The sequence below is a fragment of the Erwinia sp. genome (assembly GCF_031978025.1).
Lineage (GTDB): Bacteria > Pseudomonadota > Gammaproteobacteria > Enterobacterales > Enterobacteriaceae > Erwinia.
Window position 1 is genome coordinate 1 of the sequence record NZ_DALZCD010000018.1, and the last position, 26,135, is coordinate 26,135.

The 26,135-nt window shown below is 58.5% G+C and carries 30 protein-coding genes; 1 reads left to right on the forward strand and 29 read right to left on the reverse strand.

The features are described from left to right. Nucleotides 1-122: 122 nt before the first annotated feature. Genes RTK32_RS02640 through RTK32_RS02680 form a run of 9 tightly spaced genes read right to left on the reverse strand, consistent with a single transcriptional unit; the run spans nt 123 to nt 7,886 of the window. Nucleotides 123-2,981, reverse strand: a complete 2,859-nt coding sequence (locus RTK32_RS02640; protein ID WP_312041995.1) for a conjugative transfer ATPase — start codon at nt 2,979-2,981, stop codon at nt 123-125. Then, a complete protein-coding gene (locus RTK32_RS02645; protein ID WP_312041968.1) occupies nt 2,981-3,397 on the reverse strand; it encodes a TIGR03751 family conjugal transfer lipoprotein in 417 nt (138 codons plus the stop codon). Before RTK32_RS02645 ends, RTK32_RS02640 begins: the two co-directional genes overlap by 1 nt. An 11-nt stretch (nt 3,398-3,408) precedes the next feature. Beyond that, nucleotides 3,409-4,950 carry a TIGR03752 family integrating conjugative element protein gene (locus tag RTK32_RS02650; protein WP_312041969.1) on the reverse strand — a complete coding sequence of 514 codons (1,542 nt, stop codon included), beginning with the start codon at nt 4,948-4,950 and terminating at the stop codon, nt 3,409-3,411. Beyond that, nucleotides 4,940-5,857: a TIGR03749 family integrating conjugative element protein gene (locus tag RTK32_RS02655; protein WP_409451056.1), complete on the reverse strand. Its 918-nt coding sequence runs from the start codon at nt 5,855-5,857 to the stop codon at nt 4,940-4,942. Before RTK32_RS02655 ends, RTK32_RS02650 begins: the two co-directional genes overlap by 11 nt. Beyond that, nucleotides 5,857-6,513: a PFL_4703 family integrating conjugative element protein gene (locus RTK32_RS02660; protein WP_312041970.1), complete on the reverse strand. Its 657-nt coding sequence runs from the start codon at nt 6,511-6,513 to the stop codon at nt 5,857-5,859. The genes RTK32_RS02655 and RTK32_RS02660 overlap by 1 nt, the downstream gene beginning before the upstream one ends. Next, on the reverse strand, nt 6,510-6,875 hold the full coding sequence (locus tag RTK32_RS02665) for a TIGR03750 family conjugal transfer protein (RefSeq protein WP_312041971.1): 366 nt from the start codon (nt 6,873-6,875) through the stop codon (nt 6,510-6,512). The genes RTK32_RS02660 and RTK32_RS02665 overlap by 4 nt, the downstream gene beginning before the upstream one ends. A gap of 13 nt (nt 6,876-6,888) precedes the next feature. Then, nucleotides 6,889-7,278 carry a TIGR03745 family integrating conjugative element membrane protein gene (locus tag RTK32_RS02670; protein ID WP_312041972.1) on the reverse strand — a complete coding sequence of 130 codons (390 nt, stop codon included), beginning with the start codon at nt 7,276-7,278 and terminating at the stop codon, nt 6,889-6,891. 30 nt (nt 7,279-7,308) lie between these two features. Next, on the reverse strand, nt 7,309-7,551 hold the full coding sequence (locus RTK32_RS02675) for a TIGR03758 family integrating conjugative element protein (protein WP_312041973.1): 243 nt from the start codon (nt 7,549-7,551) through the stop codon (nt 7,309-7,311). Further along, nucleotides 7,551-7,886: an RAQPRD family integrative conjugative element protein gene (locus RTK32_RS02680; RefSeq protein WP_312041974.1), complete on the reverse strand. Its 336-nt coding sequence runs from the start codon at nt 7,884-7,886 to the stop codon at nt 7,551-7,553. Before RTK32_RS02680 ends, RTK32_RS02675 begins: the two co-directional genes overlap by 1 nt. A gap of 299 nt (nt 7,887-8,185) precedes the next feature. Here RTK32_RS02680 and RTK32_RS02685 point away from each other — a divergent pair, with 299 nt between their 5' ends. After that, nucleotides 8,186-8,428, forward strand: coding sequence for a DNA polymerase III subunit theta (locus RTK32_RS02685; RefSeq protein WP_312041975.1), 243 nt, complete (start codon nt 8,186-8,188; stop codon nt 8,426-8,428). Between the two features lie 150 nt (nt 8,429-8,578). Here RTK32_RS02685 and RTK32_RS02690 read toward each other — a convergent pair whose 3' ends face one another. The 20 genes from RTK32_RS02690 to dnaB all read right to left on the reverse strand — a co-directional run. Continuing rightward, nucleotides 8,579-9,343 carry a hypothetical protein gene (locus tag RTK32_RS02690; protein WP_312041976.1) on the reverse strand — a complete coding sequence of 255 codons (765 nt, stop codon included), beginning with the start codon at nt 9,341-9,343 and terminating at the stop codon, nt 8,579-8,581. Between the two features lie 119 nt (nt 9,344-9,462). Beyond that, on the reverse strand, nt 9,463-10,236 hold the full coding sequence (locus RTK32_RS02695; RefSeq protein WP_312041977.1) for a TIGR03747 family integrating conjugative element membrane protein: 774 nt from the start codon (nt 10,234-10,236) through the stop codon (nt 9,463-9,465). Beyond that, nucleotides 10,229-12,328 (reverse strand): type IV conjugative transfer system coupling protein TraD, encoded by a 2,100-nt coding sequence (gene traD, locus RTK32_RS02700; protein ID WP_312041978.1) that lies wholly within the window; start codon nt 12,326-12,328, stop codon nt 10,229-10,231. Before traD ends, RTK32_RS02695 begins: the two co-directional genes overlap by 8 nt. Then, nucleotides 12,321-12,902 (reverse strand): restriction endonuclease, encoded by a 582-nt coding sequence (locus tag RTK32_RS02705; RefSeq protein ID WP_312041997.1) that lies wholly within the window; start codon nt 12,900-12,902, stop codon nt 12,321-12,323. The genes traD and RTK32_RS02705 overlap by 8 nt, the downstream gene beginning before the upstream one ends. Next, nucleotides 12,902-13,408: an integrating conjugative element protein gene (locus RTK32_RS02710; RefSeq protein WP_312041979.1), complete on the reverse strand. Its 507-nt coding sequence runs from the start codon at nt 13,406-13,408 to the stop codon at nt 12,902-12,904. Before RTK32_RS02710 ends, RTK32_RS02705 begins: the two co-directional genes overlap by 1 nt. Beyond that, nucleotides 13,405-14,076, reverse strand: a complete 672-nt coding sequence (locus RTK32_RS02715) for a transglycosylase SLT domain-containing protein (protein WP_312041980.1) — start codon at nt 14,074-14,076, stop codon at nt 13,405-13,407. Before RTK32_RS02715 ends, RTK32_RS02710 begins: the two co-directional genes overlap by 4 nt. After that, a complete protein-coding gene (locus RTK32_RS02720; protein WP_312041981.1) occupies nt 14,055-14,774 on the reverse strand; it encodes a TIGR03759 family integrating conjugative element protein in 720 nt (239 codons plus the stop codon). Before RTK32_RS02720 ends, RTK32_RS02715 begins: the two co-directional genes overlap by 22 nt. Nucleotides 14,775-14,784: 10 nt before the next feature. Then, on the reverse strand, nt 14,785-15,528 hold the full coding sequence (locus tag RTK32_RS02725) for a DUF2275 domain-containing protein (protein ID WP_312041982.1): 744 nt from the start codon (nt 15,526-15,528) through the stop codon (nt 14,785-14,787). Next, entirely contained in the window at nt 15,525-16,145 is a 621-nt protein-coding gene (locus RTK32_RS02730) for a PilL N-terminal domain-containing protein (RefSeq protein ID WP_312041983.1), read from the reverse strand. Before RTK32_RS02730 ends, RTK32_RS02725 begins: the two co-directional genes overlap by 4 nt. A 127-nt stretch (nt 16,146-16,272) precedes the next feature. After that, complete coding sequence (locus RTK32_RS02735) at nt 16,273-16,521, reverse strand: DUF2442 domain-containing protein (RefSeq protein WP_312041984.1); 249 nt, start codon at nt 16,519-16,521, stop codon at nt 16,273-16,275. Then, nucleotides 16,505-16,747, reverse strand: coding sequence for a DUF4160 domain-containing protein (locus RTK32_RS02740; RefSeq protein WP_312041985.1), 243 nt, complete (start codon nt 16,745-16,747; stop codon nt 16,505-16,507). Before RTK32_RS02740 ends, RTK32_RS02735 begins: the two co-directional genes overlap by 17 nt. A gap of 103 nt (nt 16,748-16,850) precedes the next feature. Continuing rightward, complete coding sequence (locus tag RTK32_RS02745) at nt 16,851-17,339, reverse strand: STY4534 family ICE replication protein (RefSeq protein ID WP_312041986.1); 489 nt, start codon at nt 17,337-17,339, stop codon at nt 16,851-16,853. Nucleotides 17,340-17,664: 325 nt separating this feature from the next. Next, nucleotides 17,665-19,707, reverse strand: coding sequence for a DNA topoisomerase III (locus RTK32_RS02750; RefSeq protein WP_312041987.1), 2,043 nt, complete (start codon nt 19,705-19,707; stop codon nt 17,665-17,667). Between the two features lie 15 nt (nt 19,708-19,722). Further along, a complete protein-coding gene (locus RTK32_RS02755) occupies nt 19,723-20,277 on the reverse strand; it encodes a hypothetical protein (protein ID WP_312041988.1) in 555 nt (184 codons plus the stop codon). Nucleotide 20,278: 1 nt separating this feature from the next. Then, nucleotides 20,279-20,992: a PFL_4669 family integrating conjugative element protein gene (locus RTK32_RS02760; protein WP_312041989.1), complete on the reverse strand. Its 714-nt coding sequence runs from the start codon at nt 20,990-20,992 to the stop codon at nt 20,279-20,281. Nucleotides 20,993-21,231: 239 nt separating this feature from the next. Continuing rightward, the gene (locus RTK32_RS02765; RefSeq protein WP_312041990.1) at nt 21,232-22,407 is read right to left on the reverse strand and encodes an STY4528 family pathogenicity island replication protein; all 1,176 of its coding nucleotides are present in this window, start codon (nt 22,405-22,407) and stop codon (nt 21,232-21,234) included. A gap of 83 nt (nt 22,408-22,490) precedes the next feature. After that, the gene (locus RTK32_RS02770) at nt 22,491-22,739 is read right to left on the reverse strand and encodes a hypothetical protein (RefSeq protein ID WP_312041991.1); all 249 of its coding nucleotides are present in this window, start codon (nt 22,737-22,739) and stop codon (nt 22,491-22,493) included. 67 nt (nt 22,740-22,806) lie between these two features. Next, nucleotides 22,807-23,388: a DUF2857 domain-containing protein gene (locus RTK32_RS02775; protein ID WP_312041992.1), complete on the reverse strand. Its 582-nt coding sequence runs from the start codon at nt 23,386-23,388 to the stop codon at nt 22,807-22,809. Next, nucleotides 23,378-24,955: a ParB family protein gene (locus RTK32_RS02780; protein ID WP_312041993.1), complete on the reverse strand. Its 1,578-nt coding sequence runs from the start codon at nt 24,953-24,955 to the stop codon at nt 23,378-23,380. The genes RTK32_RS02775 and RTK32_RS02780 overlap by 11 nt, the downstream gene beginning before the upstream one ends. Further along, nucleotides 24,952-26,135 (reverse strand): replicative DNA helicase (dnaB, locus tag RTK32_RS02785; RefSeq protein ID WP_312041994.1); only part of this gene is annotated, 1,184 nt, incomplete at its 5' end. The genes dnaB and RTK32_RS02780, both read right to left, overlap by 4 nt.

The window sequence follows — 26,135 nt, forward strand, 5'->3', positions numbered from 1 at the left end:
CCGCTCCTGGGTGCTCTGCGCGGCGACAGGCTCACCCTGGGGATACAGGCCGAAAAGCGTCGGCGTCGGCGTTTCATCAACCGCGGGGTTTTGTGTTACGGGGCATGCGTATTTAAGCTTAATCATGCGGTCAGCTTCTCTCTTTTATCGTTGTATTCCGGCATCCCAGCCGACTCAGCCGTCATCAGTCCACGCAGACGATCCAGTTTTCTTGCCACGAGAATAGCAGCATCCAGCTCCGAACAGTTATGTTTACGCATCAGTGCCTTGCGCTCGGCCTTCTCTTCCTTCTCCGTCATGCCCAGCGCCAGAAACAGGCTGGGCGGCACGGCACGAAACAGCGCCTGGATTTTTTTTGACAGCACCACGCCCTCGGTGTAGCACCCGGAAAGCTTGCTGGCCGAGAGCAGCACGGACTTTTGCTCCTCGGAAAGCGTACGGAAGCGGGCTATGTCCTCCACCTCTTTTTTCGGCATGGTCAGGCAGATCCACCATTCGGCCATGTTCAGCATTTTGCCTGCCGCCGCCGGGTAATCCTCAAGGTTCTGGGTGGCAAGCCAGAGCCAGGCACCGAGTTTACGCCACATCTTGACCACCTTGGTCATGTACGGCGCCAGGAGGGCGTTAACGGTCACGATATGCGCCTCATCCACCGTAAACACAATGTCGCGCTCAAGGTACTGGTCGCGCTCTGCGATGTTGTTGATGGTGTTGGTCAGGGAAACCATGGTCAGCGCCATCTGGGCCTCGTACCCCTCGCGGGCAAGGTGGCCCAGGTCGATGAGCGTGACGTCTGCCTCCGGCCACAGCGATCCTTCCTGATTAAACAGCTCGGCTTCAAAGCTGCCGGACTGAGTAAACATGCCCAGCGACTCCGCCATCTCCGCCGCTTTTGCCCGGCGTGATTCGTTACGTGCCTGCCCGCCGTCGGCGGCTTCGTCGGAGGAAATGTGGTTCAGGGCGTTCTGCAGGTCGCTGGGCAGCATCTGGCGGTTTTCATCCAGGGTCTGGCGGGCGGCCATCAGCAGGGCTTCTCGGATCATGGCCCGGTCGGCGCGCCTGAGCGCGGCGTCTTCCTTCGGATCGCCGCCGGTGATCATCATCCGGGCGGAAATTTCCATTTCGCCTAGGATGTCGCGTTTCTCGTTACCATCCTCCTCGTCGTCCCCATTGTCCTCGTCGATCTCCGGCAGGTCGCTTTCGGCCACCGCCAGCGGCGGGGCATCGCTTTCAAACAGCTTGTGCGCGTCGGCGAACGGCGGCAGGGTCACGCCGCTACCCGGCTTGACGCTGACCTTGTTCACCGTAAGACCAAGGCTTTCAAAGTAGTCCGCCGTCAGCCCGAAGCTGTTGCCGGCCTCGGCGATAAACAGGCGTGGGCGCTGTACGGCCATCAGCTGGCAGAGCATCGAGCACAGGGTGGCCGACTTGCCCGCCCCGGTTGGACCGAACAGCAGCATATGCGCGTTCTGCGAACGGTCGTGTTTGTTCAGGGGATCGAAGTTCAGCACGTCGCCGCCCCGGTTAAAAAAGCTGAAGCCCGGGTTGCCGGTGCCGGTTTCCCGGCCGGTGACGGGCAGCAGACCGGCCAGGTGCTGGACCCACGTCAGGCGGGTATACCAGTTCTTTTTGTCGTGTTGCGGGTTAAAGCACATCGGCAGCGCGCGCAGCCAGGCGTTCAGCGGGCCGACCTCGTGCTCTGCGCGAACGGGCTGCAGCCCCTCGTTGAGCAGCACCGTGGAAAGCTCGATGCGCTTGCGGTTCATCTCCTTCATATCCCTGGCCTGCAGGAAAAACGTGATGCCGGCGCGGTACAGCTTGTGCCGGTTGCCCAGCAGCTCCTTCACGGCGGCCACGTCCTGACGCACGCGCCCTGACTCGGTATTTTCCCCGATGGCGTTCTTTGCCAGCCGGTTAAACTTCTCCTCAAGGGTATCCTGCGGCTCCGCGATGATAGTCATGCACAGCATGGTGCCCTCGGGAAACATGTCCATCAGGGCGTTAACCTTTTTCTCGCCCCGGCTTTTCTCACCCGTCAGCGTGCCGGGTTCGGGCGGCTTGCGCAGCCGCTCAACCGTCAGGGCCGAGTGGGCCAAGTTATCCAGCCACCACACGCCGTTTTCCACGTCCGAGCGCGGCGGCGTAAACAGCAGCGTTTCGGAGAAGTCATTTTCCACGGGGATCATGCCGTCGGGCGTGTTGCGGGTATCCTCGTAGGCCGCCGCGCGGTAAAACTGCTCCCGATCCATGCCTTCCGGCGCTGGGTTAAACAGGCGCAGGAGCCAGGCGTGCACCTGCAGGCCGTTCTGCCGCGTGCAGCCGATGTTGACGCTGGAGAGCGCGCCGCACAACCTTTCGCACGCTTGGTTCAGCATGCCGACCGGCGGCATTACGTCGCGGTTGTTTTTCTCCACCCAGCGATACACCACCATACGAGTCCGGCGCTGCTGGCCGCGCCACGGCTGGCCGGTGATCAGCTTGTCCACAAACAGCCCCTGCGGGCGTGCGATGCCGCGCAGGTGGCTTTCGGTTTCCTTCAGCCACGCCTCGGTAAAATCCGTGTGCTGCGCGTGCGGCTTAACGTACCCGCGCAGCCTGTCCAGGTAGGCGTCCACGTCGCTTTCGTCCTGGCAGAAAAACTGCACGATCCAGGGGTTGGCCTCAATATCGTCAAAGCTGTCCTGCAGCGCGTCTTCAACCACGTCCCGGATCTGCTCCAGGCGCGCGTCGGGCCGCCCCTCGGTAGCAACCGGGGTGATATCGTACACCGCCCCGACCGAGACGCCGTCGTCCAGAAGAAGGCACTGATCCTCGTCCAGAAACTCCGCCCACGGCAGGTAGTCCACGATCGACGGATTGTGCGAATACACCTGCCTTTCATCGCCCTGCGTCATTTTTCCCGGGCGTGCCAGCGGCTCCGGGCCGTTCTGCTCCGGCGCATCCTGTCCGGCCGGCCGGTTTTTCTTAAAGAGTCCAAATATCACAGCGCCTCCGTGCGTTCGCCAGGCATCGCGTACTGCGTCTGGTCATAGAAAGGGAAAACGGTGCTGTAGCCCGGCACGGGCGTGTTGCCCTGCGCCAGGTGCGGGAAAACGTACATCACCATGTCGGGGTTGGGCAGGCGCGGAAACTGCTGGCTGATCTCCGACTCCTGGGTACGGCTGTAGCTGCGATCGTCGCCGGCCGCCGCCTGTTGTTCGTTGTCGGTCAGGGCGCGGCGCAGGGCGGCGCGCCCCTCCACGCCGCGCGACGGTCCGCTTTCGCCGTCCGTGCCCTTCCACAGCTCCAGCATGTTGCTGTCGCCCGCCGGAAGCATCTCATCCTTTGTCGTTGAGCAGCCCGTCAGAGTGGCGGCCGCAACCAGTACAAAAACGCCGAGTGTTACTGAAATCTGCATGTTATTTCTCCTCAGTCGAGCCCGCCGGTGCTGCCGTCTTCACCGGGCAGGGTGAAGTCGTAGCGCACCTTGCGGCCTTTGTCTTCATAGTCGATTGCCAGCTCGTGGGTGATGTGCACGGCGAGGTGCGCACCCGGCTGAACATAAATGGCGTCAAAGGTCTGGCCGTAGCGCTGCTTCACCCACTCGGTGATCTCGTCGGAGCTGCCGGAAAGCGCCTTGCCGAGCACGGCCTGTCCGGCGTCGCCGGTCAGCGTGGAGGTGACGCCGCCGTAGGCGTTGGTCTGGCTGGTCTGCTGGTTCTGGCCCACTGCATCGCCGGCCGCGCCGGCGGCGCCCAGCAGGCCCAGCGTCGGCAGGTATGTGGACGCGTTGGATTTACGCGTGCCGGAAATGCACGGAATGCCGTTCTCGTCGGAAATCCAGCCGATACCACCGTTTGTGCCGGTGTCTTTACCGCCGTTCTGTGCGTTCTGGCCGTTGCCGGACTTTCCGCTGCGGTCTGGCTTCGGCAGCGTGCGCACCGTGCCATCAGTGAACACAAAGGTAATGCTGCTGACCTGACCCCTGACGCAGGACAGGGTCCAGTCGCCCGAGGCCGTACCGGACACAATGGCGCCCTCCACGTCCGGGAGCTCGATGCCGTTGGCGGTCAGGTTGTCCTTGCCGATAAGTACTTTAAAGGGATATGGGTCGGTCACGGTGCCGTTAACCGGCACGCGGCCCAGCAGGGCGGTCATGGCGCGACTGCCGATGAGCGTGGAGTTTTCCGGCAGGGTGTAGACCGGCTCGGCCTCGTCTTCCTCACCCTTTTCGCTGGTTGATCCCTTAACCTGCTGTTCGTAGGCGGTCTTCTGTCGGGTGACGGCATTTTCGCTCATGAAGGAGGTCGGGAAGGCCGTTATGCTGCCGGCGCTGGCTGAGCTGTTGCCACTGCTGCCCTGCCCGGAAGCGGCACTTTTGCCGTCCTGCGGCGTTACCCACATCAGGCCATCGCTGCCTGCCGCCGCCGCGCCGCCGCTGCCGGCGCCCATGCCGTCCAGCCCGAGGCCCAGCGGAATGTCGCCGTCCTGGCCGCCGGCCTTGTCGGCCAGCCCCTTGCCGGTTTTCTGTAGCTGCGAGGTCAGGTCGTTGATTTTTGACGTAAGCGTGTTCTGCTGTTGGCGCAACTGCTTCTCGCGGTCGCTGAAGCCCTTCTGTACGCCCTGAACGGCCTCGTTAACCTGCCCGGACACGTTCTGATTCCGCTCGCGCAGCTTTTTGTTCTCGTCCAGCAGGTCAGCATTCTGTTTGTTCAGCATGGCCTGCTGCTGCCGCACGGCGTTCAGAGAACCCACGATGGTTTTCAGCGTGTCCTGCGGCGTGTCTCCCTCGACGCCGAGCGCCTTCAGCTCCTGCGGAGAGAGGTTCGCTAAAGCCGGGTCGGTCTGCGCTGTTGTCTGCGCGGCGGGCTCGGGCGTCTTGCTGTTGTGGCTCTTGACCGCGATAAAACCGCCAGCGATGAGAACCGTCGGCACCAGGACCTTTACAAGGCCGTTTGACTTAATCTTCATAGCGGATCACCTTCTGGGCGGAACGGACGGCCTTGCGGGCTGAGGACGGTTCGCGCACGAACGCCTCATCGGCGCGGCCGGCGGTGACAAGGTAGAGCGTGGTGGTGTCCTCCGGCGTGCCGGCGGCGCCCAGCCAGCGGTGCTGGAAGGTGGCTGTGATGAACTGGCCTTGCAGCTCACGCGGATCGAGTACGATCTTCCGGGAGGAGGTGTTGCGCACCCGCAACGCCACTACAGTTCGCCCGGCCGCGCCCCAGCCGGCCACAGGTGACACGGTCACGGGTGCCGAGGGGTAAAGCGTGGTGATGCTGGACGGCAGGTGCGGATTAACCGGATGAATCCCCGGCACGCCTTCGACCGTCCGCACCGGGGCGTACAGGTTCTGCGCGGCGTAGCGCGTCAGCAGCACAGGAATGGGCGCCTTGTAGCTGACCTTTTTGCGCCGCGCCTGCGCCTTGCCGTCGTCCCCACCTGACGCCCGGACGGCATCGGCAGCAGCGCTGCCGGTCGTGCTGACGTCGCCGCTGTAGATGATTTTTACTGGCTCGATCGGGCCCGTGCTGGCGGCGCGGACGTCCAGCAGGATCACCTCGCCTGATTCCATGTCCTGCAGCTGCAGGCGCGTTGCCGGGAAGTCGCTGTCGGCCTTCAGGTAGACCGCGCCGCCGGTGCTCTGCACGCGCAGCTTGCCGTTCAGTGCGGGCGGAAAGCCGACACGCACGTTTTTATCGGCAAAAATTACGCGCTCGGTGCCGGTTTTCAGGGGGATCTGCAGGGGAACGCGCTCCCACTTCATCAGCTCGTCAGCCCGCGCCGGCGCCGTGCTCAGTATGGCTGCCGGGATCAGCGTAAGCGACAGCGCCACCAGGCAGGCGCGGGAGCTGAATGTTAACGTTGAGCACATCATCAGAACATCCCCTTGTTGGTGTGTTTGGGCAGCTCCGGCGCCGCGGAGAGGCGCTGCGGAATGCCGTCGTAGCAGTCCAGGGCCATGCCGAACGGGTTGGTCTCGGAGTCGCCGTCCCAGCGAACGACCTTGATCGGGTAGCGCACGGTCACGCGCTTGACCGGCTCGGTGAGGTAGTATTCATCCGCGACCAGATCTAGCTTCACGACCCAGTTATTGCGGTCAACCACCTTCACGCTGTTGGTGTCGTAGCCGCGGCCGGGAATTTCATAAACCACGCGAACGCGATCGGTGAGCTCATTTTTCTCTCCGCGCTGCCTCGCATCTTCTTCAAGAAATGCCTTACATTGCGGTGTGAAGTAGGAGGACAGCGACTGAATGCGGGCGGGATAGTCCACCTTGCCGTTTTTGGGCCAGGCATTGAGCTGCTGAAAAATGTAATAGGTAAAGCCGTAGACGGTGGGCGGCGGGATTTCCCACCAGGGGCGGGTGCTACCCTTGCGTAAATCCGGCGGGTTATGAATGGTCAGCTTTTCCGGGGCGCGCATCCATCCGCCCAGGGCGGTCATCAGTAGTAACAGCAACACGACGCAGGCCGCCCGCAGGGTAAAAATATGCTGATCGCGGCCCTTAACCGCGTGGCGAAAACGACTCATTTGATGCTCCTGATGCTCTTGCTGCGACGCAGGGACCAGCCCCGCGAGTCGATGATTAGTGAAGGATCGCCGAAGCCCGTGCGGCGCATTTTCAGCGCAACCTGCTGCCACAGGTAATTCTCGGGCTTGCCGCGCTTTCTGGCAGCAAGCCATTTGCCGCCAAAGGCAATCAGCACGAGCGGGAACAGCAGCGCCACCGTCGGGACAGCCAGCCAGCTAAAAATGAAGGCGAAGGGTAGGGAGAGCACAAAACCGATGCCCACCCCCGCCAGCGCCGCCATTCCCAACTCGGGGGTGGTAAACCCCCGAAATACCACAGGCTCAGAGTTCAGGCGATCCGGCAGAAAGCGAATGGTCGCCATCCGGATGCGCTCCTTAGTTGATAACTTCTTGGGACTTGCCCAGCAGCCAGATAACGGCAACGAGCAGAACGATACCTACCACCACGATGGAGCCGAATTTGGTCCATGAGGCGCGATCGTTGCGCACCTCGGAGAAGGTCACGAGGCACGCCTCGGCCACCTTGAAGAAGGCAAAGCCGCAGAGCACGAGGCCGCCGAACACAAGACCGTCCTGTACGTGGCCGCTCAGGGTGGCCATCAGGCCGGTGCCTGCTCCGCTGGAGGATGGCCCCTCAACCTGAGGCAGTTCGGCCAGAGCAGGCGAGGCGGTAAATGCGCTCAACAGGCCCGCGGTGAAGAGGCGTGCCCAGGCTGACTTGGCCTTAACGGAAACGCGGGACAGAACGGAAGAGAATGTAGACATGATTTCACCTGTATTAGGGTTAATTAAGGGTTAACTGCAAAACATCCAGATACTTACGACTAATAACAAAACTGTGCGGACCACGGCTCTGCCCATGGCGGCTGACTTAACGCGATCGCCGGACCAGCCCGACCAGACGTCGACGATGGCCCAGGCGGCCCAGAAAAAAAGGAAGCCAATCAGCAGGCCAAGACACAGCAGGTGCATCCCACCGGGTTCCAGATCTCCTGAGGCGGCTTTAAAGGCCGCTTCCTGCGCGGCGGTCATCGCCATCAGGGGCGTTCCCGGCGGTAGTTACCGGCTACGCCCGACAAATCGCGTGGCTGAGCGCGGGACGGCTCAAGGTAACGATCGATACCAGCGCTGATTGTGCGCAGGTCGGCGCTGGCGCGCTGGTAGTCAAAGAAGTAGCGCCCACGCTCCGCGTTATCCTCCTGGGCGGCGGCCACCCGGGCACGCTCCAGCGATGCCTGCACCTGAACGATCATGCGCTGGGCGGACGCCAGCTCATCCTTTTCAGAAGCCTGCGCCGGCAGGGCCGTGAGAGATGTAAGGCCCAGCACGCCGCCACACAGAAAAAGTCGGGCTACCGGGCGAAAAGATTTCATATGCACCTCCAGTGGTTGTCAGATGCGGTAAGGATGCGGAATCCAGGCGGACGGGTCAGCCGTTAACTCATTACCCGAAAATGAAAATTAATTGCGGGGGGCTGACGTGGGGTGAAGTGGTTAAAATATTCCAGTATGTTGTAACTATTGATAGTTACTGACGCGCCGCTGCGCCGGCTTGCCTGCTGACGGCGTCACCCGAAACGAGTTCAGGTGACGCCGTCCAGCCCGGTAAAAGCAGTGGTAAGCTGTTGAGACATTCACTGGGATACATTAAATAGCTAAATGAGGACACATCCATGTCGCATAACCTGGCAGCCCGCACCAAAGAAGAGCGTGAGCGTATTAACGTGGATCTGGCGGCCTCGGGAGTGGCTTACAAGGAACGCCTGAACCAGCCGGTGATCCCAAGGGAGGTTGAACAGCAGCAGCCCCCCGGGCTCAGGGAATATTTTAATGAGCGGCTTCAGCATTACAGGAACATAAGCCAGCAGTATCCGCGAGGCACAGACCCGGTGTATCAAAAAGAAGAGCCAAAGTGAGCAGACATTATTTAAAGGCCCGCTGATGCGGGCCATTCGACGGTAAAAGATATTTTGAATAACTCAGCTGTAACGTAGTGGCAGAGATAAGAGCAATACAGGCCCCTGGAATGGTTAAAAGGCGCTTGATAGAGGCATTTCAAAACGCATTCATTTAAAACATACGGAAAGGGCCTGATCCTCCCCCTTACTGACAAGTAGAGCATCAATATTGTCTATCTGGTTTTCATTCATGATTTTTTTCAGCTCAGCAGTACAGAATGATTTATCCCAGGCAAGTTGTATGCGTGCATTAGACTTCTCAATAGCCGTATCGACTTCTTCTGCAGGCGGAGTTACATACGCCTTCACTGAAGTTTCAAAGCTCATCAGGTAACTGTTTAGTGGTTTAGTCATCGAGTGAGAAACCTTGCGAAACTGTAACTTTCCATCCGAAAATTTATTTTGTAGTCGTATGCCGTATTTTTTTAGAATCTCGCTTTTGTCATCTTTAGTGTTCCTGTCAGAAGATGCGGATAGTTCAATATGCGAATAGAGCTTTTCTGATGATGTTTCACTGAGCGGGCTGAAACTGCGGATGATGAGTTTCCCATCCTTGATTCGATAGCTTCGCTGTATATCATCCGGTAATTCACCGTACCAACGCGGCCCTGATATATTCTCATCGAGAATGCCAATAGTGCTGCCGTCAGTTGAACGACAACGGTAAGAGAAGAGTTTTCCGTCCTGTGGGCGCGTGTACTGCACGCGAACTGAGCCATCTTCAATCTGTGTTGCATTCATAATCGACAGGTCGCGATTGAGCATATCGTTCAGCGTTGCGCGACAAATATCGGTCATTGGATACTCTCTTTCTGCCGCCGATAGCTGTAACGGCATCAAAAAAAACAAGGCACCGAAAATCAAATATTTCATAAATTATCCTAATGATCTTATCTAAACTGATAATCGACCCAAAGGAAGGAAACTTTAAACTTTTTAGACACGGTCTCAAGAATCGTGATAAGCCCTTGCAACAAGGGCTTTTAGAAGTTTTAGAGATATTTTTTGAACGACGCGGTGGTTACCGTAATGGCAAGCCCGAGCATGATGGCCGCGGGCAGCAGCAGAAGGTTGGGATAGACCGCTGACGGCCACGAAAGGTAGGCCATTGCCGGTATGTAGACCGCCGGCTTAATCAGCCTTTTGGCCCGGTGATATAAAAACGACGACTCATAGCCTGCTCCGTAGCGACGCAGGTCGCGGCGCCCCAGCCCCTCTACCACTGCTACGGCGATAACCAGCACAAACAGCGGGATGGAGAGCGTCAGTATCGTGACTCGGATAAGCGTTACAACAGCCACCCAGACGGTGGCAAGCAGATACTGCTGCAGGTAGCCAGCGAGCCAGCTGCTGCCTGACTTCAGCTGACGGGATATCTCGTTGCCGCTGTTCATTTCCGATTCATACACCGACTGCGCCCAGCCCACAAAACCGCTGTCAACGAAGGCCCACTGATACGCAAACGTGATCCAGTGCGTAACGGTGACAGAGGGTTCAGAGAGCAACAGACTGCGGGTAAAATCCGATGACAGGTAGCCCATTTCCGTCGTCATCACCTGCTGGCTGTGTGCGGCGCCCATTTCCGGCCAGAAAAACGCGATTCCGATGTATTCGACAATCAGACTCAGGAACAGAGAGGCCAGGATCATGCCGACCAGCTTCCACGGCCAGCCCCAGACCAGGTTGTAAATCAGTCCGTGCTCGCGCGGCGGAACCGGCTGCTGTTGTGGGTTTTGTGGCGGGACGTTACGACGGGGTTCAGCCATTATCTTCTCCTTTCAGGGGGCCGGGGCCGGCCGCGCCGCCGTTCCACCATCCTTCGCTGCTGTGGTAGTTCCGGCGCATCTCTTCGGCCAGGCGGGTGATATCGTCCGGCATGTGCTCATCGTCGGCGTCGCCGGCGGGCAGCGGCATGCGGATTTTCCAGAGCTGCCCGCCCTCAAGCAGGGCAAACGCCTGGCCTTTCGGCAGCGACACGATGTCCGACGGCTCCAGCAGCGGCACCTTGATCGTGCCGACGCGGTCCTGCGTGCTGGAGGTAAAGTCGTGATTAACAGTGACGTCTGCTGAATCCTGGTGCCCGGAGACCAGCGTTTTGCTGTAGATTTCAACCTGCGGCAGCTGGGTAGTCAGCAGCTCCGCCGTTCGGTTCTCACGTACGCGCAGCATGATCAGGTTGTTAAAGTTACCCTGCACCTGCGAGGTGTTGGCCGGGCTGCCGATACGCGCCTCAATATCAGAGGACGTCTGCGTGTAGGCCGTGACCTGCATCCCTGCGCCGCCGCCCTTGTTAATCAGGGGAATGAACTCATCGCCCATCAGCTCGTTGAACTCATCACAGTGAAGGTTAATAGGGTTTTTACGGTCGTCTGCCCCCGGCAGGCCCGCGTTGATGCCGTGCTTGTAAATGTGGCCGGCCACGCTCACCAGATCGGCAAACATGCTGTTGCCCACCGCGCTGCCCACCTCGCTGTCGCTGAGTGCGTCAAGGCCGATGTACACCACGCCTTTCTTACGGATCACCTGCTCCCAGTCAAAAATCGGACGCGGGTCGTCCATGTTGAGGTAGTCAGGCGACAACAGCTCGGCGGTCTTGCCCGTGGTCAGCTTCTCCAGCAGGGGCAGAAGAGACGCCACTATCTTGTCGAAGTAGGTCCGGTCGTAGCGCACGGCGGAGCGCAGGCCGTCGAGTATCGGGTCATACAGCTGCTGCCCCTGTTCGGAGCTCAGCGCCACCTCATAGGCCCAGATGCGCACGGCGTCAGCCTGACCCTGCATGTTGCGGGGTACGTCATTCTCACCGAAGAGTTTGAGGTTGTTTTCGATCTGCTTGTTCAGTTCGGGAAGTTTGTCCGTAATGACCTTCACCGCATAGCGCATGTACAGGTCCGCGATGTTGTTTACGTAGCGCGTGATCAGCGTGTAGTCGGGCCGTTCGCCCAAGGCAACCAGCGCCCGCGCCACGATGTTCACGAACCGCCAGGCAAATTCCCGGAATGCCGCGCTGTTGCCTTCGCCGCTCAGCTGCCCGGCCACGCGTGACGCTACCTCGGAGACGCGCCCGAACCGCCCCACGGCGTTATAGCGTGCCGATATATCGGGCCATCCGAGGTGGAAGATGGTCAGCTCGTCGCCGCGACCGGCGCGGTGCGCCTCCGCCCATACGCGCTTCAGCAGGTCGGCGTCTCCCTTCGGATCAAATACGATCGTCGTGTCGCCGCGACGGATATCCTGGGTAATCAGCAGCTCGGCCAGCCGGGTTTTTCCCACGCGTGTCGTGCCGTAGACCACCGTGTGCCCCACGCGCTCGCGTAAATCAAGCGTGACGTCGATTTCGTTGGGTTCGATGCCGTGTATGGCCGGGTTGCCGCCGACGGGCGGCAGCGGGCGGACCGGATTCAGAACGGAATCGGCGTTCAGCAGTTTGCTCAGTGCGGGCAGCCGCTTTTCCGTGGCCTCCTCGGCGCGGCGCGCCAGCTGGTACAGCCTGGACGGCTGCAGATAGTGGGCGACCTCGGGGCGCAGCGTGTCGCGCAGGCGCTGGGTATGTGTCTGCGTCCAGCGAAATCCCCTGCCGATAAACAGCCGTCGCTTACTCAGCGGGATCTGCCGAGAGGTCATCACATAGCGCGGCAGCCGGCGCAGGTTACGCCGGTAACGGATCACCTGCATGCCCTGACGGGCCCGCACGATGGACAGCACGGCAAAGCCCCCCGCCGTAACGTAGCTGACGGAGGGAGCAAGGGCGACCGCCCAGGGCGCGGTGACGCACACCACGGCAGCGGTGCCCGCCACGGCGGCCGTATTCAGCTCAACGGCCGGGCGCAGCAGCGCTTCTATAACGTACCGGTTACTCATGGGACCATTCCTTCAATTCCTTCAGTGAAATGCCGGACAGCAGCCTCAGCAGGTTTTGCCCGCTGATGATCTTCAGCCGGGAAGAGGTACGGCAGACGGCCCGGCTCATCTGCCCGGTTCTGCCGGTATGGATAAAAAATCCGCGCTGGCCGGCACGGGAGAGCAGTGCATCAAAATCCCGGACGTGTCCGGGAGAAATGGCCCGGCTGTAGCGCTTGGCCTGTATCAGCCAGCATTCACCGTTGATAAACACCCTCCCGTCCAGGCCGCCGTCGCCGCTGTAGGACGCGTTGCGCTCGACCCTCAGTCCCTGTCGCTCAAAAGACAGCAGCAGCAGCTCCTCAAAAACGTAGGGATTAATTTTGCGCAGGTAGCTCATCCGCTGGCCGTCGCCGTTCAGTTCGCGCAGGCGCTGATGGACGCGTGCGGCAGTGGCTCGATAACGACGATGCCGACGGGCGGTGGCCGTCTGCCGGCGAAAAAGCCATGCAACGACGACAAGCAAGACGACAAGCCCCGCGGCCAGCAGCGGATTGACCGACAACAGCAGGGCAATGGTTTGGGGCGAGCCCATCATGGCGCGGGCTCCTGGGTAAGCCCGCCGTCGGTGATAAGTACGGGGTAATGCGTCAGCTGCAGGCGGCGCGCCAGATCCGAACCGGAGGCCGGAGCAAGGGTCATGCCGGGCGCCAGGTCACGCAGCCCGTCAAGAGCGTCCTGGCTGTCCACGTTGACGACCAGCCCCACGGCGGCTCTCGCCAACAGGCGCTGCGCGTTGTGTCGCAGCCAGGACCGGGACACGTCATCGTCCCCGATGATGAACAGCGCGCCGATGCCGGGCAGCTGCAGGTTGCGCGGGCTGACCGCGCCCGGCGACATTTCCGGCGTGGTAACGGGCAGCATGGCCGCTTCGCCCTGGGCGGGCGGCGCGGAGGCGGGTGCCGGCGAGTCCTGCCGGTTAACCGCGTCAAAGATGGCCTGCGTGCTCTGCCCTCCGAGGTCGGCCAGCACGTTCAGCTCCGCATGGGACGAGAGCGACAGCAGGATAAAGGACATAGCAAGGAAGCGGACGTTTTTCATGGTCTCGGGCTCCTGGGTTCAATCCAGACGAATCCGGTGTTGGAAGTAGCAGCGGGCATAGCGGCATTGTCCGCCAGCTGCACGGGAGCCGACGCCGGGCTGTTATCTACGGGGGCCGGCTGCGAAGGCGGCGACTGCAGCGTGGCAAGCTTTGTTCTGATAAAGGAGCGGTAGCGCGCGGCGGCCTGTCCGCCGGCGGGATGGTGATAGCAGCCGGCGGCGTCCAGCCAGCTGCCGGGCTTACGGTCCCAACATTCGCGCAGGATAACGGCGGCGGCGTTGAGGTTGGTGTACGGATCCAGCGCTTCCCAGGTGGACGTGAAGTGACCGCCGTTCCAGCCAAGGTTGACCTGCGCAATGCCCACGTCAATGCGCTTCAGGGAATGGGTTTTCATGAACACCTGCAGCGCCTGCCAGGCCTCAAGCCGGGTTTTGTAGCGATACCCCTTGCCCGCCACGTTCAGCGTCCAGGGCCAGGGACGTACGCCCCGAGGCAGCGTGCGGGAGGATTCCTGCAGGGCAACCGAATACAGCGCCTCCGGTGGCACGCCGTGCTGGAGCGCCACCTTTGTATAGCCGTCGGGTACGGTCTGCAAGCCGGATGACCAGCAGTTTGCCGACGCCAGCAGCAGTAGGGCCGCGCCGGTCAGTATGCTGCGAGTTGCCATCCGTTTTCCCCTTGCTGCAGCACCACGGGCATCATGCCGTTGCCGAACCGCATCCAGCGGCCGCCGTCGTGATTAAGCGTGATCTCACGGCTGCGTACCCTGTCCAGCGGGATGTGATGTGCTTTGGCCCAACTGCGCAGCGCGTCGTCGTCGCCCTGGCTGTCAACCAGATAGATATCGACCGGACGGTCGTCCGCCAGCACGGCGGACAGTCGCGCGTCACACTGCGTGCATCCGGCAGACTTCACGAACAGCGCCAGTCGTCCGCCGGTGTCGTGGGCGATGCCGGCGGCGTTACCCATGTTAACCGCCAGCGTGTTGGGGTACAGCCGCTGCCAGGCGCTGTTCACCTCGCGCTGAAATTCCATTTCTTTCTGCGTGCGGGCAAACTCCTGCTTCACCCACTTCTCGGCGTACTGACGTCGCTCTTCGGCGCTGCGCGCCTCGATGCCGAGCGTGGAGAGTGGATCGAGGCCGGGTGACTGTGTGCCCCGGGGGCCGTTCATCAGCTGCTGATAGCGCTGATAGTCCTGCTGGTTCAGCCCCCACTGCCCCGCCTGCTGCTGCAGATCCTGAACCGCGCTTTGACCGTTGTGTTGCGCGTCCATAGCCTGGCCTTGGCTGTCAGTGGTCTGGACACTCGCGTACGCGGTGCCGCCGCAAGTAAGTAACAACAGTATCAGTGCTTTTATCTTCATTTCGACTCCGTTAGTGAACGTTAACGGTGGTTACATGCCCGTTTACCCGAAACTGCGCCTGTCCGTATCCGGCGCCGATCAGCGTCCAGCCCTGCACGGACTGGCCTTCGCCGATAAGGCGGATCTGCGACAGGTCGCTGAAGCCCTGCGGGGCTACGGCGGCAAAGGACGTGGTGCCCCGCTTTTCCACGCCGGTCAGCACAAACGGCGCGCGGCGCGCCACTTTCAGGGCGGCACGATGTGGCTTAGCGGGCGCCGGCTTTTTTACGGCGAGCGGGGTGTTGGCCTCAGGCGCCTTTTTCGACGTGTCCTGCAGCGCGTTCAGCTGCGCGTCAAGCCCAGAAAGCTGCGCCTGCATGCTCTGCCGGGCGGCGCTGAGATCGCCGACGGCCTGCTGCAGGGCGACAAGCGCCGGGCCGCTCCGATCCTCCTTCAGCGCGGCCTGCAGTGCGGCGATCTGCTGCTGCTGCCGTTTCAGATCTCCGCCGTACGCCTTCAGGCTGTCCTGCAGAGGGGTAAGGTCGGACTGGGTCAGGGCCTGCGAATACACCACGTTTTGCTGTTTTTCGACGTGGCCGAGACGCTGATCGAGCGTGCTCACACTTTTAAGGGAAATAAAAATCAGGCCGGCCACGGCCATCGCCAACGCGACGCCGCCATAAAGCGGCAGCTGGCGCAGAATCGCCGCGCCTTTGCGTGGCTTCTGCTGCGCTTCACCGGCGAAATCGTCTTCATCAAGGGCGGGATTGCTCATTTTGTCAGAAACCCTCCGCGTACGGGCTGGCCCTGAATCACCGGCGGGGCAATGGTATTGCCGGACGCCTCAGGCAGTGTAGCGGTGCGCGGCGACAGCTGGGTTGCCGGAAGCTGATAACCGGCGCGCAGGCTGTGGCACACCACGCGCTGCACGTCGTCCACCTCAAGCTGCCAGGCCGCGCCGGCCATTACCTGTAGCGCGGTGCGCAGACGCATCGGGCCGAGCTGATACTGCACCGCCGGCAGCGGCTGCCGGTATAGCACGCCGTTGGCCGGGCCGGTCTGACAGAGCGAGTAACCGGACTGCTTCAGGGCATAGCGCATGGCGTCGGCGACCGTGGGCTGTACGGACGGGGGAATGCGGATGTCGATAATCTGGGAAAGCGGATCCTGCTGGGCTGCCTGCGGGTCGGTGCTGACCAGCAGGTAACGGTCGTAGCGCACCACCTCCGGCGCCCGCCCGTAGGGATCGTCGGCTGGGGTCTGGACGTTGCGGGAGACGCTGACCGACGGCGTCGGCTGGGCGGGCGCCCGCTCCTGCAGCTTCTGGGGCGGCGTGGCGCATCCCGTCAGCAGCACGAAGGGCAGAACGGCAGCGAGGGCGTGTAGTTTCATCTGAAGATTCCTGTAGGTGACAGAACAGGCATCACTGTGCGGAACTCTTCAGCGGGCTTCCACGAACAACTCTTTTTCCGGATCCAAAAAAAAACGCCGACCGGAGTCAGCGTTCAGGCAGGGCGCGTCAGGCGACCTGATGAGGAGGGTGCGTCATATCACCGCGCCCCTGTATTAGCCCTTCGACGGAGATATCTTCATCCAGGGCGTCCCAGTGTATGCCTCCGGGAGAAAGTTCATAGTCGTTGCGCTGCTCGGGCGTGGCGCGAAGCAGGCGCGGAAACCAGGACAGCGGTATACCAAGCGTGCGATCGTCCGTGAGTTTAACCCACATGGTGGAGTCATCGAACCGGACGTCTCTAGCTGAAATAGTCATTCCAGGCCTCCAGGAATGTTGTTTTGTGTAGCTTCACCAGTATGCTCAGCTCTTTCAACGTCCGTGAGTCACATCCGTCATTTTTAGCCAGCGCCACCACGGGTTCAAGCCAGAACTTAGCTTTAACGCCGGCTTTTGAAACGTGGATATGTGCGGGCTCACGCGGATTGCCTTCGTTGGAGTAGAAAAAGAACCGAAAACCGTTCAGCCGAAGTATGACAGGCATCGTCAGTAACCTTTATGGGATTATGGTGGAGATTACAGCGGCAGTCAAAACCCTGCAAACGCCGTAAAACTGCCCGTGAAAGGGCAGATTTGGGAAGGTAAAATCAGAAGGAGTTGTCAGCGTAGGACAGCGCCTGCTCTGAGCCACTCTGTGCTGGCGGCGCATCGCTGCGTTCCGCTTTGTAGACCATGTCCTGACCGATTTTAATCCAGTCAACCTTAATTAGTCGGGCCTTCAGGCTGACGCGGCTTTCGCCGGCGTGCTCACCGTTTTTCAGCTGAAAAATGTCGGTTGATGGATTGCTCAGGGCAAACCCGATCAGCACCTTCTTGTCCTCATCAACCGCCTTCTGGCAGCGGTTAATAAGGCTGCTAGCTTCTTTGCCGGCAACCGTCACGTCAAAACGAACGTAGGAAGGGCTGTCGCTCGGGCCTGACAGCGCGTTGATCACGCAACTGATGAAGGTGCCGGACTGCGCGTTAACCTGCCGGACGTTACTCAGGTAACCCAGGCCTTTTATGGTCAGGTTAAAGTAATCGTTGCGGCTGGCGGCGGACGTGGTGGTAGCGGACTGCGCGTTATTTACAGACATGATGTTATCTCCGGGGGTCAAAAAAAATCGACGGAGAAAACTTCGGCCCGGACGGGAGAAGTCTTCCCGTCGGGGAGTCAGATTCAGGTGAGTCTGACTGTCTGGTTAGTTAAATAAACCCTAGTCGTCAGGCAGTAGGTGCCGTATGTTGACGATATCTGCTTCCAAAGGTGCGCAGATGTACCACACAATGTGTGCTCCCTTTCAGGCTACAGGAGCTTTCTGTTCAGCCACCCGAAGGCGATTCTCTCAGGCTGATGAATCATTGGTGGTCGTCAGGGACGACGGATAAGCCCTTTTATTTTTAGGCCGTGCGCCCGCAATGTCAACCGTCCACCTGTAAAACGCCCGGGGCTTTTGGCCCGCTGCTCCTGCGCTTCCCGGCGGCCCGGCGTTTTGTTTTGCGATTGGCCTCACCAACGATCCCCTTGCATTCCGGGTACTGAACGCAGCCCCAGAACGTGCCCTCTTTACCCGTTCGCTGACGCATCGCCTTGCCGCAGAGCGGACAGTCTGGCCCGACCGGCACCGTAACGTGAAACGGCTGCGCGCGCCCCTTTTCAATCAGGTGACGCGTCCACTGCGCCTGTTTTTGCATAAAGCTGTGCAGATCCGATTTCCCCTGCGCTATATCGTCCAGCGCCTGCTCCCAGAGAGCGGTCATGCCAGGACTGGTCAGCGTCTCCGGCAGCGCGGCGATAAGCTCGCGGGCCATCTGCGTAGAGTGAATGTGTTTCCCTTTTTTCTCCAGGTATCGGCGCTTGAAAAGCGTTTCCAGCACGCCGCTGCGCGTGGCCTCCGTACCCAGCCCGGCGTTTTCCCGCAACACCTTTTTGAGCTGGGGATCGCTGACCAGGGTGGCCGCGTTTTTCATGGCCGCAATAAGCGTGCCCTCGGTCATGTGCGCGGGCGCTTTCGTGATGTTGTCCTTTACGGCACCGCCCGTCACGCGGCACGCGTCGCCCTTATCGAGGGGCGGCAGGCTGGCCGGCGCGTCCTCCTCGGCTTCCGCCTCCTCATCGTCCTGCTGGCTGCCGAACAGCGCTTTCCAGCCCGGCGCCACGATAACGCGACCGCGCGTCCGGAACAGCTGGTTGCCCAGATTAAACGTTGCCTCGGTGACGTCAGACTCCTGCAGCGGCAGAAACTGCGCCAGATAGTGCTGACGAATGAGCTGGTAAACCTTCAGCTCGTCGGCGCTGAGGCGCGCCAGGTCAAATGCCTGGCGCGTGGGAATGATGGCGTGGTGCGCAGTGATTTTTTTATCGTTCCACACCCGGGACATAAAGGCTCTATCCAGGCGTGACAGCGCGGGGGCAACCGAAGGATCGGATGCCTGAACGGCCCGGAGAACGTCCGCCACCTCGTCCCGCATGGACAGCGGCAGGTAGCCGCAGTCGGTACGCGGATAGGTTGTCGCCTTGTGTGTTTCATAAAGCGCCTGCGCGATGGTCAGCACCTGGCTTGCCCCCATACCCCACTTTCGGGAGCATACCTGCTGCAGCGTGCCGAGATCGAAGCACAGTGGCGCGGGCGTTTTTTCCCGCTTCTTCTCCGCGGTCAAAACGTTAGCCGATCCGGTTTTCTGGCAGAGCTGCAAAACGGCCTGGGCAATTGGCTGATTGATGCAGCGCTTTTCCTCATCGCAGTATTGTTCTGCGCCGACCCACTCGGCATGAAACGTCACGCCGTCTTTTTCCAGGTGTGCTTTGACCTGCCACCAGGGTTTAGGAGTGAAGTTCGCAATCTCATTGTCGCGGTTGACCACTATAGCGAGTGTCGGCGTCTGTACCCGCCCCACAGAAAACATCTCCGCATGGCCGGCCTCGCCCGCCTTCAGGGTGTACAGGCGCGTCAGATTCATCCCGATAAGCCAGTCGGCCTGCGAACGGCCGACGCCCGCCTGATACAGTTTTTCGGTTTTCTCGCCGGGCAGCATGTTCTGTAGCGCCTGACGAATGCTGCCCTCGTCCAGTGCGGACAGCCACAGGCGGCGAATAGCGCCACGGTAGCCGCAGTACGTCATCAGTTCCCGGGCAATCACTTCGCCTTCACGATCTGCGTCGGTGGCGATCACTACCTCGCGGGCTTTTTTCAGCAGCTTTTTAATCACGGCAAACTGATCGGCTGTTTCTTTCTTAACCACCATATGCCAGGTTTCGGGGATCACCGGCAGCACGTTTGCCCGCCATGGCCGCCCGAACTGTTCACCGTAAGCCTCGGGCGTGGCCGTTTCCAGCAGATGCCCCACCGCCCAGGTGACGGTGACGTTCTCGCCTGAGATATATCCCTGCCCGCGCTGGCTGATGCCCAGCACTCTGGCGATATCCTTTGCCTGTGACGGTTTTTCACAAAGATAAAGCTGCACAGCTGACCTCCCGGATTAACGGACCTTGCCTGATGCGACCTGCTTAACTTCCGTCATCAGCTTTTCAAATGCGCTGCCGGTCAGGTGCGATGCCGACGGCGACCGGTATGTGACATAAGCGCGCGTGCCGGCCCCGTTTTTTTCCAGCTCAATCTCCATATGATCGTTGTCACCCACATCACTGCCCATTCGGTAAGAACTGCCCCGCACGGCTTCCCACACTGGATGGCTGTCTTCTATCGCAGCGGCGGCCCAGCGGCTGTTACGGTCTTTATTGCGAATATGTGCGATCTCATCAGGGGTGACATAGCCGTAATGTCGCTTGAGACGGGCAGCGGCGGTATCGATGTCAACCGGCAGGCTGAACTCGCGGTTAGCACTTTCTGTTGCCCCTGTTGAAGCTTTTGTCATTACAGGCATGCCATTGCCTGAATCTTCGCTACCACCACGCAAGGTTTTACTAACGCTGAAGGCGGTATCGCTGATGTTCTTGTTTATAGCGGCCAGGTCGGTGCCGGCACAGCCGGTAAGAAGTGCGCAGACGGCGCCGGTAATCAGTATGTTTTTCATGTCAGACATTCTCAGCAGGGTTTGTCAGAAGTGGGGAAAAAGAGGATCGCTTTTCACCGGAAAGGATGGCCGGATCAATTTTGCCAAGCTTTTCAGCAGCGGCGATGCCCCGGGCGGTGTTATTGCGGATATCGTCATAGGTCACCGGCACGGTTTTGTATCCCTGAATGACGCCGTAGACCTGACGCACAGCGTGACCCCCCACGTTAAGGTACTGATCACGTTCCGACAGGGAAATCAGACCGTAATGGAATGCCTGGAAAACCTTGAGGGCCAGCTGATCAAAGTGCACCAGGAGCCACACGCAGCGGTAGCCAAGAGGCGATCGGCTGAAGACATCCAGATTCAGGGGCTCAACGGATGAGACGTCAGACAGGTTGATACCTGCCGGGATAGCCGAAAGGACGCGCTCAACCTTTTCAACGGTTTCACGTACCCGGGCGGTAGCGGCTTTCAGTGCATCCTCAAGACGTACGAGAACCTGATCGGCATAAGGATTGCCAGCTGCAGAATCACGCCCGGCCAAACCTGCGCGGGCGATAGCCTGCGGCATGCCGATAATTTCCGGTCTTTTTTTACCCTGCTTGGGTATTTCATCCCGGCGCCGGCCTTCCCACAGGCGAATGGCGTAATGCGAATGCAGGTCGATGGAAAGTGATGACTGCAGGGCTCCCGAGCGGCGTGGTGCGGCCTGAGGCGTGGTTTGTTCGGCCATAGCTGTCTCCTGATAGGCAAAGGCATCGATTATGCTGAAGGGGCATCCTCATTCCTGAGGAGCGAATGAACAATTCAAAATCAGTTTTCAGAAATAGAAAATTTCCGCAGAAACAGGAATTGCGGATCGTAATGCTGCTTACGTTTCGTACTTTGTTGCAGGCTGCAACACTGCTTGCTTTTTGTACTTTGCTGCAGCGCACAACACTGAGCGCTTTACACCCCCACCCGAAAGCTGACTTAGTCATTGTCAGATCGGTCAGAATGAATGTGAGATCGCACACGCTGAATGATGTCCCGCACGCGGGCGTCATTTGTGACCGGCCGGCGCAAAGGCCGTTCGGACTGGACTGGCCGGTACTCAGGTCGGGCGGGTACAGGTTTAGCAATGGATTCCCTCTGCGGCTGGTAAAGCTCGCCCTTCCGGGCTTTCTTGAGCACGGTCAACATCCATCCCACCGGATTCTGAAGAGAGCCTTCTTTCATGGCCCTGGCGAGGTTTTGCAAAACCAGCAGTGCCTGCTCTGTCTTAAGCGCCTGAAGCTGTGCGCTCAGCATCTTGCGGTCCTGCTCACTCAGCAGGCAGGCAAACTTCTCAGGCAGAACAGATGCCTGCTGTACGTATGTATTATTAGTATTGTTATTAACAATACGTACGTAACTGTTCGGTTCCCGAACTCTGTTGTTTTCAGGGGCTTTTTCCCCCGGTTCGGAATCCGAATCAGGTGACATTTTATGGCTCTTTTCACTGGGTTCGGATTCCGAACCCAGATTCATTACCTGCATACGATTTTTCATATCGGAGGGATTTTGCGCTGCACCCAGGCGCCCTTCTATAACGGCCAGGTGGCTTCGGTGATGACGCATGGCGGGATCAAGGCAAACATCGTTAATGATGGCTTTTGCCGTCTGGCTTATTGTCTTATTGCTGCTAAAGCACGCCTCCGCTACTGTCTGAAGCCAGCGAGGATCAAGTAACTCGGCATCGGCGAACGTCAGCGGTTCGTCATGCTGCGCATAAATGTTTCCCCTTATGCGTCCCTTATCGTCACGGACGCGCTTACACAGGCTCAGCCAGCCGGTAATGCGCAGCATAAGCAATACCCGGCTGATAGTCTCTCTGGAGGCTTTACCTTTGCCCGGTGTTGCCAGCTGAAGCTGCAGATCGTCATAAGAAGGAAATACCGCCCCGTCATTATGCTGGGCGTGCAGGCGAATAATTATCCAGGCCATTTTATCGAGAGGAGATAGCCGGGTATCCAGCAACAATCGTCGGGGAAGTGCGTCATGCACGTTACCCATGAACAGCAGTCCGCCGCGCGCAAAGTTACTTTGCTCTCCCAACTCACGCGCCTGCAGGCGGTCATTCATTTTTTTGACAGCGAGGCTAATCAGGCTGTCATCCGGAAGCTTCATTACTCTCCCTTATGCGGATCGTGGTTATAAAAAACACTTAGCGCTATGCCTGAAAGCGTACCGCTAAGCAATCTCTCTCGCATTCAGTTACGAATCGCAGTGTTGTATCTTTCATGATTCATCATTATCCAGGTCTGGCCTTGATCCCTGCTGAGTAAGCGCCAGAACGGACCAACATCTATTTTGTAATAACCAGTCCGATTTTCATGGAGGCGCTTAAAGTTACGTTCTCCCTTATAGAAGCTGTGTACCGCTCTGGCGGCCTTTTTACAAATGGCGGATGGAGCCGTAGCCGGCGCTTTCAGGCCCGGGATAATTTCATTTAGTTTCACGATGAATCTCCTCAGCTTATTACAGTGAATGTTCATGCCCGCTCTGCCTCAAGCCGCGGGCAGGCTCTTATGCCATTCTTCGACTCGAAGCGGTCAGCCTTTCACTTTCCCATTTACGGATCGTATTCCAGACGGCGGTCAGCGGAATATTCATTTCCTCAGCTGCAAGCAACATGATTTCAAGACCTTCTTCCGTGTCGCAGGAAACCGTCTTGCCGCTGTTATCCCAAATCGACCAGAGCCGGGCGCTCTCATCGTCAGATATGACCGTTCCGCGACCTGCACGAACTTTTATGCCGGCAATGCGGCGGCGGGTAGCAACCTCGCTGCTTGGCAGGCCAAAGAAGTGGGACAGCAACGCAATAGAGCCACCCAGAGCCAAGGCGCGATCGAGCCGTTTAAGTCGGGTCTGCTCTGTCCGCGCTTGATTCAGCAGCCGGCTGAGGTTTTCATGGTTTATCTGAAACGACAGTACAGAAACCTCACTGTTACAGATGTAGTGAATATCCTCGATAGTCATATCCTTGAGTGCGGCGATCTCTTCACCGGTCAACCCCATTTTATCGCAGCGACGAATGAAACCATTTTTAAGCTCCATAACGAGATCGAGCAGGAAACCATTAGCAGCGCGGGATAGATTAGTATTCATTGTGCAACCCTTCAGTTGTTAAGGCATAAATTGGAGCAGCGGCCTGTCGCTGCAGTTCGCGGAGGCGACGAAGCACCCTAACCAGGCGAAATAACGTCAGGGTCATATCGTCATTAAGTAGAGGAGGATGAGATTCTGATGTCCCGATCAGCAGATTTACAGCAAGCTCCATATTCACGGTACCAGCACCGGTACCAGCGAGCGCAGCCAGAAGCAGTGCAGCCGGATGTGAATTTTCTGCAGAGGCCAAACGATAACCGGGCGCGTTTTCATCTTCGCTCGCCGGCTCGAAATCTTCAGCACAGCCCAACGCTTCGCTGATATCCCAGCACAGTCGATAGGCCATACTTTGCAGATGTTCGATATCGTCCTGAAGGGCATTTATTTGCCAGAAAGAAGCACCTGCCCCGTTGTTTTCAGTAAATTCAGCAGGCTGAGGGGATTGTCCATCAGTTGCTGTATGTGTTTCAAACTCTGATGAAGCGACTTCTGTATGTATAACCGGAGATGACTCAATTTGAATATCATCAAGTAAATCAGAGGGGCCAGAGGGTGCCTTTTCTTCTGCAATGTGCAGTTCGTTATTTCGCGGCGTATCAGCAGCGATTAGTTCAATCTCTGTTCCTGCCTTATGAATCGCGGCCTCATCGTTAGCGCCGACAAGAGGCATGACTGATATTTGGGGCTGAGGAGAGGCATCCTGCTCATGATCCTCAGAGTGCAACATTGGTTTTCTGGCGTCCCGAAGCTCCAGTAGCCAGCGGTCATAGTCCATTTCATCATCTGGCAGTGCATCAGTCAGATCGCCAATTAGCTCGTCAAGGAACATATCCTGAGACCAGCTTTCAGGCTCGTCGAATTTCTGGCAGCACCCGCCATACACGTCTGCGAAGGTTTTAACAGGCTCAATGCCTTTATTAAGGCAGCAGTTGTCCCAGACTTTTTCGGCACTTTGCCTGAGCGACAGAAGCTGGTTAATACTTTCTCGTTTGAATCCGGATGTTAGCAATGTCGGCATCCAGGGAAAAAGATGCTTCAGAGTATCTTCCATCCGACTTATTGTGGAATAGTGAACGGGCAAACCTTCCTTCGCCAGAATAGCTGAAAGCTCGCGTAAGGTTGCTTTTCGGCCAACCGTTTCCTCATGAATTTTTCGCACATTCTGCACGCCAAACGCTTTATCGATAAACGTTAGCGACCCGCGTCCTTCGTTTTCGGCCAGATGGCCAACCAAGCAATTTAGCCTACCAGGCCAAGGTTTAATGGCGCATAAAATTTCATTGAACCGGTTTTCGCCCGTTTCCTCCCAGAGCTCTTTAAGAATTGCATATCGGGTATTACCCCCGTCACTGAACGTCCATATCCCTTCAGGAAGGCGTGGGTCGCGAGTAACAATCGGCACGGAGGCAAGCCCGCGAGCCCTGATTGACTCCTTTATATAGTCAAAGCGCGGATTACGCGTTTTGCGCGGGTCGTCAGGGTTAGGACGTAACTGATCAAGCGTAAACAACCGCGTAAGAGTGCTTTCTACGCCAGCAGTTGAACTCTCAGGAAAGGTTTTATTCATCGGGACTGTTTCCTGTAATCATATCCGAGGTCATAACCGCCTTCCGGGTATTCAGAAAACAGCGTGTATTTTCCATCAAACTGCACTTTCAGGGTACCGGTTGGCCCCTGGCGCTGTTTACTGATGATGATCTCTGCCTGCCCTGGATAATTAGTGTCTGCGTTGTAAACCTCGTCCCTGTAGATAAAGCTAATCAGGTCAGCGTCCTGCTCAAGCGCGCCGGAATCACGCAGATCCCCATTATTAGGGCGTTTATCAGCGCGTTGTTCGACCTGACGATTAAGCTGGGAAAGCGCGAGTACCGGGCAGCCGAGTTCTTTGCCAAGAGCCTTAAGAGAACGTGAAATTTCGGCGATTTCCTGCGTGCGATTCTCCATTCCAGGACAACGTACCAGTTGCAGATAATCGATCATGATGAGTGAAGGCTGCCCGTACTTACGGATGTAACGGCGCGCACGGGTACGGAGCGTTGCCGGGGTTTGGGCGCTGTTATCATCGATGATAAGTCGATTGCGCCATTCGGCCAGTTCGTAAGCTCCCTTACTAATGAGATTCCATTCAGTATCTCCAAGATCGCCGCTGCGCAGACGACTAAGCTCAACCCGGCTACGCATGGAAAGCAGCCGCATCATCAGCTGTTCGGTAGGCATTTCAATACTAAAGATAAAAACGCTTTTTTGCGGCCGTCCCAGCAATGCGCCAATGCACCAGCTCAGCGCCATAGAGGTTTTGCCCATTGATGGCCTGGCTGCCAGCAAAATCAGATCCCCAGGCTGAAGCCCACAGGACATATAATCCAGCGCTGCCATACCTGTCGGAGTGCCGGTTATAAAATTGTCTGATGCCGTGGCGGATTCAAGTTTACTAAGCAGTAAGTCAAGCGCTTCCGTCACATCGATCTCTTTCGCACTCTGAATAATGTCCTGTTCACTCAGTTTGAAAAGGGCATTTTCAGCATGCTCTGCAACCTCTAGCGCGCTAAGGCGATGGTGATGCACGTCGGCCAGAATGGCATTGCCAACAACAAGCAACTCCCGTAAACGGCTTTTCTCCACCATGACAGCGGCATAGCCCATAATATTGGCAGCTGAGGGGGTATTTTTAGAGAGTTCCGCCAGATAAGCGAAACCGCCACAGCGCTCAAGATCATTATTGTGCTCCAGCTTCTCGCTAAGCGTGA